The sequence below is a fragment of the Streptomyces sp. NPDC005899 genome (assembly GCF_040629645.1).
In the GTDB taxonomy this organism is placed as follows: Bacteria; Actinomycetota; Actinomycetes; order Streptomycetales; family Streptomycetaceae; genus Streptomyces.
In genome coordinates this window covers 1-7,909 of sequence record NZ_JBEXWB010000301.1, presented here as the reverse complement: position 1 = coordinate 7,909, position 7,909 = coordinate 1, and the positions used below count along the sequence as shown (strand labels likewise).

The 7,909-nt window shown below is 74.5% G+C and carries 6 protein-coding genes and 1 pseudogene; 2 read left to right on the top strand and 5 right to left on the bottom strand.

Annotated elements, in window-relative coordinates:
* Positions 1-1,284: PQQ-binding-like beta-propeller repeat protein (locus ABZ371_RS25710; protein ID WP_358683753.1), on the top strand; the 1,284-nt coding region annotated here is incomplete at its 5' end.
* 40 nt (positions 1,285-1,324) lie between these two features.
* Here ABZ371_RS25710 and ilvD read toward each other — a convergent pair.
* The 4 genes from ilvD to ABZ371_RS25690 all read right to left on the bottom strand — a co-directional run bounded on the left by ilvD (position 1,325) and on the right by ABZ371_RS25690 (position 5,899).
* Positions 1,325-3,175, bottom strand: coding sequence for a dihydroxy-acid dehydratase (ilvD, locus tag ABZ371_RS25705; RefSeq protein WP_358683751.1), 1,851 nt, complete (start codon positions 3,173-3,175; stop codon positions 1,325-1,327).
* Between the two features lie 240 nt (positions 3,176-3,415).
* Positions 3,416-4,048, bottom strand: a complete 633-nt coding sequence (locus tag ABZ371_RS25700; RefSeq protein WP_358683749.1) for a TetR family transcriptional regulator — start codon at positions 4,046-4,048, stop codon at positions 3,416-3,418.
* The gene (locus ABZ371_RS25695; protein ID WP_358683747.1) at positions 4,045-4,869 is read right to left on the bottom strand and encodes a sugar phosphate isomerase/epimerase; all 825 of its coding nucleotides are present in this window, start codon (positions 4,867-4,869) and stop codon (positions 4,045-4,047) included. Before ABZ371_RS25695 ends, ABZ371_RS25700 begins: the two co-directional genes overlap by 4 nt.
* 82 nt (positions 4,870-4,951) lie before the next feature.
* Positions 4,952-5,899 (bottom strand): Ppx/GppA phosphatase family protein, encoded by a 948-nt coding sequence (locus ABZ371_RS25690; RefSeq protein ID WP_358683745.1) that lies wholly within the window; start codon positions 5,897-5,899, stop codon positions 4,952-4,954.
* 41 nt (positions 5,900-5,940) lie between these two features.
* Between ABZ371_RS25690 and ABZ371_RS25685 the strand changes: the two genes are divergently transcribed.
* Positions 5,941-6,780 (top strand): hypothetical protein, encoded by an 840-nt coding sequence (locus ABZ371_RS25685; protein WP_358683743.1) that lies wholly within the window; start codon positions 5,941-5,943, stop codon positions 6,778-6,780.
* Between the two features lie 118 nt (positions 6,781-6,898).
* Here the strand turns inward: ABZ371_RS25685 and ABZ371_RS25680 are convergent.
* Positions 6,899-7,909, bottom strand: a pseudogene (locus tag ABZ371_RS25680) (hypothetical protein); the annotation flags it as partial.

The following is a 7,909-nucleotide window of genomic DNA, read 5'->3' as shown; positions in this document are numbered from 1 at the left end:
GGGGCCGCGGCGGACGCACCGGACACGGGCACCACACATGTGCGGGCGGCGGACGGGCTGCCCTCCGCGCCCGGAGCGTGGCGCGGCCGGCGCCCCCGGCGCCGGCTCGCGACGGCCGCGGCGGTGCTCGCGGCCCTGGCCGCCGGATGCGCCTGGGCGGCGGGCGCGTGGGGCGAGGGCCCCGGGCCCTCGGCCCCGGGGAGCGGCGGAGGCGGTCCGGACCGGGCGGCGTCCTTCGAGCCGTGGCGGACGCCCCTGCGGTCCCCGGACGGCTCGACGCCGTCCTGTGCGCCCGCGGGTTCCGCCCTGTACTGCGCCGCGGCCGGTTACGGGACCGCCCGGCTGGACCCCTCGGACGGGCGGGTCCTGTGGTCGCGGCGGAGCGACCTGTCCGGCGACGCGGAACTGGGCACCCTCCCCGGTGGCCCCGCGTACACCGCCGAGCCGGGCGGGCAGCTCCTGGCCTACGCCCCCGGGCAAGGGGAGCCGGCCTGGCGGACGTCCCTCTCCGGCTCTCCGGACACCCCCTTCCCGGCGGGCGGCACCCTGCTGATGACCGGCCGGGACGGCACGGCCCGGGGCCTCGACCCCGCGACCGGTGGGACCCGCTGGCGGCACGCCGTGCCGGGGCACCTGCGCCCCGCGTACGCGCTGTACGACGACGCGACGGGGCTCGCCTACCTCTTCGAGAACGACGCGCGGGGCGCCACCACCCTCGTCACGGCGGTCGAGGCGGACACCGGGCGCACCGCCTGGCAGCGCCGGCTGGCCGGGATGCTCACCCCGGTGGGCACGTCCGGCGGGGATCTGCTGCTGACGTCCATGAACGACGACGCCCAGACCACGGGACTGGTCCGCTACGACCCCGCGCGGCGGAGCACGGCACGGGTGCCGCTGCCCTTCCGGATGAACGCACCGGGGGTCGCGGTCACGGGGGACACCGCCGTGCTGCTGGAGCGCGGCGGGACGCTGCTGGCCGTGGACATCCGGCCCGGCGGCGGGCCGGCCGAGCGGTGGCGGCTGGAGACGGCCGTCGGCCTGACCTCCGCGCCGGTCGCGGGAGGGGACGGCCGCCTGTACTTCTCGGCCGCCGACGGGCGGCTGCTGGCCGTGGACACGGAACGCGGGGCGCTGCTGGGCCAGACGCGGCCCCGGCTCAGGGACGGGAAACTCGGCCACGCCTCGTCCCTGCCGGCTCCCGTCGTGCTCGGGCGGAGCGTCGTGGCGACCGCCCCGGACGGATCCGTCTTCGCCGTGGACGCGGACGACCCCGCCCACTGGTGAGACCAGGGGCGGGGCCGGACGGGACGCGGGAGGGGGCGGGTCAGCCGAGCTTGGAGACGTCGCGCACGGCGCCCTTGTCGGCGCTGGTCGCCATCGCGGCGTACGCCCGCAGCGCCTGGGAGACCTTGCGGTCGCGGTTCTTCGGCGCGTACACGCCCTTCAGCTCCTCGCGGCGGGTGGCGAGCTCCGCGTCCGGGACGAGGAGCTCGATCGAGCGGTTCGGGATGTCGATCGCGATCCGGTCGCCGTCCCGCACCAGGGCGATGGTGCCGCCGGACGCCGCCTCGGGGGACGCGTGCCCGATGGACAGGCCGGAGGTGCCACCGGAGAAGCGGCCGTCGGTCACGAGCGCGCAGGCCTTGCCGAGCCCGCGTCCCTTGAGGAAGGACGTCGGGTAGAGCATCTCCTGCATGCCGGGGCCGCCCTTGGGGCCCTCGTAGCGGATGACGACGACGTCGCCTTCCTTGATCTCCTTGCGGAGGATCTTGTCGACGGCGTCCTCCTGCGACTCGCAGACGACGGCGGGGCCCTCGAAGGTCCAGATCGACTCGTCGACGCCCGCCGTCTTCACGACGCAGCCGTCCACGGCGAGGTTGCCCTTGAGGACCGCCAGCCCCCCGTCCTCGGAGTAGGCGTGCTCGACCGAGCGGATGCAGCCGCCGGCCGCGTCCGTGTCGAGGGTGTCCCAGCGCTCGGACTGGGAGAAGGCGGTCGCCGAGCGCTTGCAGCCGGGGGCCGCGTGCCACAGTTCGAGCGACTCGGCGGAGGGCGAACCTCCGCGCACGTCCCAGGTCTTCAGCCACTCGTCGAGGGAGTCGGCGTGCACGCTGTGCACGTTCTCGTTGAGCAACCCTCCCCGGTACAGCTCTCCGAGGATGGCGGGGATCCCGCCGGCGCGGTGCACGTCCTCCATGTAGTACGTGCCGCCGGGCGCCACGTTGGGGGCGACCTTCGCCAGGCAGGGGACCCGCCGGGAGATCTCGTCCATCTCCGGGAGGCCGAACTCGAGCTCGGCCTCCTGGGCGGCGGCCAGCAGGTGCAGGATCGTGTTCGTGGAACCGCCCATGGCGATGTCGAGGGCCATGGCGTTCTCGAACGCCTCGCGGGTGGCGATGCTGCGGGGCAGGACCGAGTCGTCGTCCTCCCCGTAATGGCGCTCGGTGATCTCGACGATCGTGCGGCCGGCGTTCTCGTACAGCGCCTTGCGGGCGGTGTGGGTGGCGAGGACGGAACCGTTGCCCGGCAGGGCCAGGCCGATGGCCTCGGCGAGGCAGTTCATCGAGTTGGCGGTGAACATGCCCGAACAGCTGCCGCAGGTCGGGCAGGCGTTCTCCTCGATGCGGAGGATGTCGGCGTCGGAGATCTTGTCGTTGACCGCGTCCGAGATCGCGTCGACGAGGTCGAGGGTGCGGACCGTGCCGTCGACCAGGGTGGTCTTGCCGGCCTCCATCGGGCCGCCGGAGACGAACACCGTGGGGATGTTGAGGCGCATCGCGGCCATCAGCATGCCCGGGGTGATCTTGTCGCAGTTGGAGATGCAGATCAGGGCGTCGGCGCAGTGGGCCTCGACCATGTACTCGACGCTGTCCGCGATCAGGTCCCTGGACGGCAGGCTGTAGAGCATCCCGCCGTGCCCCATGGCGATGCCGTCGTCCACCGCGATCGTGTTGAACTCGCGGGGCACCGCGCCCGCCGCCTGGATGGCCTCGGAGACGATCCGGCCGACGGGGGCGAGATGGGTGTGCCCCGGGACGAACTCCGTGAAGGAGTTGGCCACCGCGATGATCGGCTTGCCGATGTCCTCACTGGCTACGCCGGACGCCCGCATAAGGGCGCGGGCGCCCGCCATGTTGCGGCCGTGGGTGACAGTGCGGGACCTCAGCTGGGGCATCGTCGCTTCGCTCCTTCGACAGAAAAGACTGTCTCCGAGCCTACGCCTCCCGTGCCAAGATCTGGACACCGCGTCCGAAATGCGGGATGTGATGCCCGACGGGTGGGCGGGGCGGGGCCTCCCGGGACCGAGCCCGGCATGGCTTCCGCACGTGTCACAGCACCGGAGGGGCCGGCAGGCGGCGGGTGCGCGACCCGGCCGGGGCGCGGCCCACGGGGCGGGCGCGCGCCGGGGCGGGGGTCAGGCGTCACCCAGGTACCTCTGGAGCGTCGGAGCCACCATGGCGATGATCCTCTCCGGGTCCACCGACGCCAGCGGCTCCGCCTGGACCACGTACCGCAGGATCGCGACCCCGAGCATGTGCGAGGCCGCCAGTTCGGCGCGGAAGGTCGGGTCGGGCACCTCCAGCTCCGCCGCGACCCGTTCCAGGAGCCGGCTCAGCACGAAGCCGCGCAGCACCGCGGCGGCGGCCTCGTGCGTGAGCGCGGACCGCAGGATCGCCAGCAGGGGGGCCCGGGTCACCGGGTTCTCCCACACGCCGATGAAGAAGCGGGCCAACCGCTCCCCCATGGCGTCCGACGGGCCGTCCAGGATCTCGGAGACGACGAGCGCGGGCTCGAAGGAGACCTCGACGGCCGCGGCGAAGACCTCGTCCTTCGTGCCGAAGTAGTGGTGGACCAGCGCCGGGTCGACACCCGCCGCCTTGGCGACGCCCCGGATCGACGTCCTGTCGTAGCCGCGTTCGGCGAACTCCGTCCGGGCGGCCTGGAGGATCCGGGTCCTGGCGTCGGGGCCGGCGATGTCCGCAGTACGGGAGGGGCGGCCCCGGCCCCGGCGCCGGGGGGCCGGGCCGTCCGTGGCACCGGGCGTCACGGGCGAGGCGTCCGCACCGGTGAGGCGAGGTGCAGGCGGGTGAAGGCGAGCGCCTCCGCGAGGTCGGCCTCGCGTTCGGCCGACGACATGGCGCGGCGCGTGTTGACCTCGATGACCACATGGCCGTCGAAGGCGGTCCGGGCCAGCCGCTCCAGCAGCTCCGCACACGGCTGGTCGCCCCGGCCCGGCACCAGGTGCTCGTCCTTGCCCGAGCCCTTGCCGTCGGCGAGGTGGACGTGGGCGAGCCGGTCGCCCATCCGGTCGACCATGGCCAGGCCGTCGGTGCGCGCGGTAGCGGTGTGCGAGAGGTCCACCGTGAAGTGCCGGTAGTCGTCCTGGGTGACGTCCCAGGCGGGGGCGTACGCGAGCATCTCGCGGTCCCGGTAGCGCCACGGATACATGTTCTCCACGGCGAACCGCACGTCGGTCTCGTCCGCCATGCGCCAGATTCCGTTCACGAAGTCCCGGGCGTAGTTGCGCTGCCAGCGGAACGGCGGATGGACGACCACCGCCGACGCCCCCAGCTTCTCCGCCGCGGCCCTGGCCCGCTGGAGCTTCACCCACGGGTCCGTGGACCACACCCGCTGGGTGATCAGCAGGCACGGGGCGTGCACGGCGAGGACCGGCACCTGGTGGTAGTCCGAGAGCCGCCTCAGCGCCTCGATGTCCTGGCTGACCGGATCGGTCCACACCATGACCTCGACGCCGTCGTAGCCCAGGCGCGCGGCGATCTCGAAGGCCGTCGCCGTCGACTCCGGATAGACGGAGGCCGTCGACAGGGCGACCTTCGCATCCGGGACGCGCACCACTGGATCTGCCACGTGGACAGGGTACGGGCACCCGTGTGCCGCACCGGGGGTTCCCCGGCCGAAAGTGACAAGGGCCATGGCGGTGGCGCGTACGTCAGGTGAGCGACGCCTGACCCTGCGGCAGGTGGTCCAGGCGGCGCAGGATGACTCCCTCGCGCAGTGCCCAGGGGCAGATCTCCAGCTCCTCGACCTCGAAGAGATCCATCGCCCCCTCGGCGACGAGAGCCCCGGCCAGCAGCTGTCCGGCGCGCCCCTCGGCGACCCCGGGCAGGTGTCCGCGCTGGTCGACGGTCATCGACGACAGTTTGGGCACCCACTCCTCCAGCGCCTTGCGGGTGAGGACGCGCTGCACGTACAGCCCCTCGGCGGAGCGCGCGGCGCCGGCGAGCCGGGCGAGCTGCTTGAAGGTCTTGGAGGTGCCGACGACGCGGTCGGGCGGTCCCAGCCGGGCGAAGTCGCCCACCGTCCTCGCGATCCCGGCGCGGACATGGCGGCGCAGCGCCCGGATGTCCGCCGGGTCCGGCGGGTCGCCCGGCAGCCAGCCGGCCGTGAGGCGGCCGGCGCCGAGCGGCAGCGAGACCGCGGCGTCGGGCTCCTCGTCCAGCCCGTAGCCGACCTCCAGCGACCCGCCTCCGATGTCCAGGACCAGGAGTTTCCCCGCGGACCAGCCGAACCAGCGGCGGGCGGCCAGGAAGGTGAGCCGGGCCTCCTCCTCGCCGCTGAGGACGGCGAGGGACACTCCGGTCTCGTCCCTGACCCTGGCCAGGACCTCGTCGGCGTTGCCCGCCTCGCGCACCGCGGAGGTGGCGAAGGCCAGTACGTCCTCGCAGCCCTTGTCCTCGGCCGCCTGCAGGGCCTCGGCGACCGTCGACACGAGCCGGTCGACGCCCAGCGGGCCGATGGATCCGTCCGGGTCGAGGAGTTCGGCCAGCCGGAGCTCCGCCTTGTGCGAGTGCGCGGGCAGCGGGCGGGCGCCGGGGTGCGCGTCGACCACCAGCAGATGAACCGTGTTCGACCCCACGTCGAGGACTCCGAGTCTCATGAGCGGAACGCTACTGCGGCGGGGGGACTTACTCTGGGCCCGTGCCAAAGACGAAAAAGGCGAAGCCGGACAAAGTCACGAAGAAGCCGGAAAAGAAGCCGGAGATGCGGCAGCCGGAAGGAGACGGGCCCGCCGGGCCCGACGAGAAGGGGCTCGACTTCGCGCGGGCCTGGGTCGAGTTCCCCGACCCCGCCGACGACGAGCAGGTGTTCCGCTGCGACCTGACCTGGCTGACGTCCCGGTGGACCTGCATCTTCGGCAGCGGCTGCCAGGGCATCCAGGCGGGCCGCGCGGACGACGGGTGCTGCACGCTGGGTGCGCACTTCTCGGACGAGGACGACGAGCGGCGGGTGGCCGGGCACGTCGCGCGGCTCACACCGGACCTGTGGCAGTTCCACGACGTCGGCACGGAGACGGGCTGGGTCGGCGTCGACGAGGACGGTGAACGCCAGACCCGGCGCTGGGAGGGCTCCTGCATCTTCCAGAACCGCCCGGGCTTCGACGGCGGTATGGGATGCGCCCTGCACATCCTGGCCCTGCGGGAGGGCAAGGAACCGCTGGAGACCAAGCCCGACGTGTGCTGGCAGCTGCCGGTCCGGCGCACGTACGAGTGGATCGACCGGCCCGACGACACCCGTGTGCTCCAGGTGTCCATCGGTGAGTACGACCGGCGGGGCTGGGGGCCGGGCGGGCACGACCTGCACTGGTGGTGCACGTCGGCGACCTCCGCGCACGGAGCCGGGGACCCGGTCTACGTCTCCTACCGCCCCGAACTCACGGAACTGATGGGTGAGGAGGCGTACGCCCGGCTGGTCGAGCTGTGCGAGCAGCGGCTCGCCTCGCTGCTGCCGATGGCGCCGCATCCGGCCGATCCGGCCTGAGCCGGCCGGTCCTCGGCGCCCGGGTGCCGGCGCCCGGCGGCGGGTGCGCCTGCTGCCGGGGCCGGCCGCCCCGCCGCGGGTGGGGGCCGCCCGTCCCGCGTGCGGCCGTCCACCGCCGCTAGCCGTCGCCCGGGTCCGCCCCGGTCCCGGGTGGCGGGGGCGCGGGGGTCGTCCCCTCGGGCGGAGACGGTGTCGGGGCCGGCGATCCGGGCGGCTCGGTCGCCGGCGGGTCCGTCGCGGAAGGCGTCGGACCGGTGGGCTCCGAGGGTTCCGTGGGCGGTGTGGGGCCCGACGACGGTGGCGGCGAGGACGGCGACGGGCCGGGGGGACCGGACGACGGGTCAGGGCCGGGTCCCGGGCGCCCGAGGGCCGGGGCCACGGGGCGGCCGTACCCGGTGATCACGACGGCGGAGCCGGAGGGGGTCACAAGGACGCGCACGCTCCACGGGCCCTCCGGCTCGGCGGCCCGGTCCACGCGGACGTACAGGGTGACGCTCCGGCCGGGGGCGAGCGTGCCGGACGATCGGCCGAGGCGCAGCCACGGGGCCCGCACCGTGGCGGACCAGGTGACGGGACGGGCGCCGGACGCGGTCAGCGTGATGGCCGTCAGCCCGCGCGAGGAGCGGGCCGACACCGTGAGCGCACGGGAGTCCGGCCGGCCGTCGCCGGCGCTGACCACCTCCGCCGACACGTCGGGTCTCCGCAGGTCGCCGGGGAATCCGGTGTCCCCGTCCGGGCTGGCGTTGCCGGCGTTCTCGTAGTCGCCGTACGGTTCGCCGCCGGGTCCCGCCCCCTCGTCCGCCTCGGTCGCGGTGACCGAGGAACCGTCGTGCCCCTCGCCCGTCAGCGGCGCCCCCCGGTAGGCGGCCCACAGGGCGATCACGGGGGCGGCGACCACGGTGGCCACGACCGTCGTCGTCACGACCCGCGCGCGCAGCCGGTCCCTGCGCGCCGCACGGTCCTTCGGGTCCAGGGGGAAGCCCGTGCGGCCGAAGCGGGGTGCGCCCGGCCTGGACCGCCTGGCGTGCGCGAGCGCGACGTGCACCGAAGGCAGCGGTGCCTCGACGACCGGCAGGGTGGCGGCCGGGGTGACGGCCGCCCCTGGCCAGGGGCCGGCGGCACCGGCCCG

Excerpts from the sequence above, each read along its gene's own strand:
- ilvD (WP_358683751.1), bottom strand. The coding sequence starts at position 3,175 with ATGCCCCAGCTGAGGTCCCGCACTGTCACCCACGGCCGCAACATGGCG.
- ABZ371_RS25690 (WP_358683745.1), bottom strand. The coding sequence starts at position 5,899 with ATGAGACTCGGAGTCCTCGACGTGGGGTCGAACACGGTTCATCTGCTG.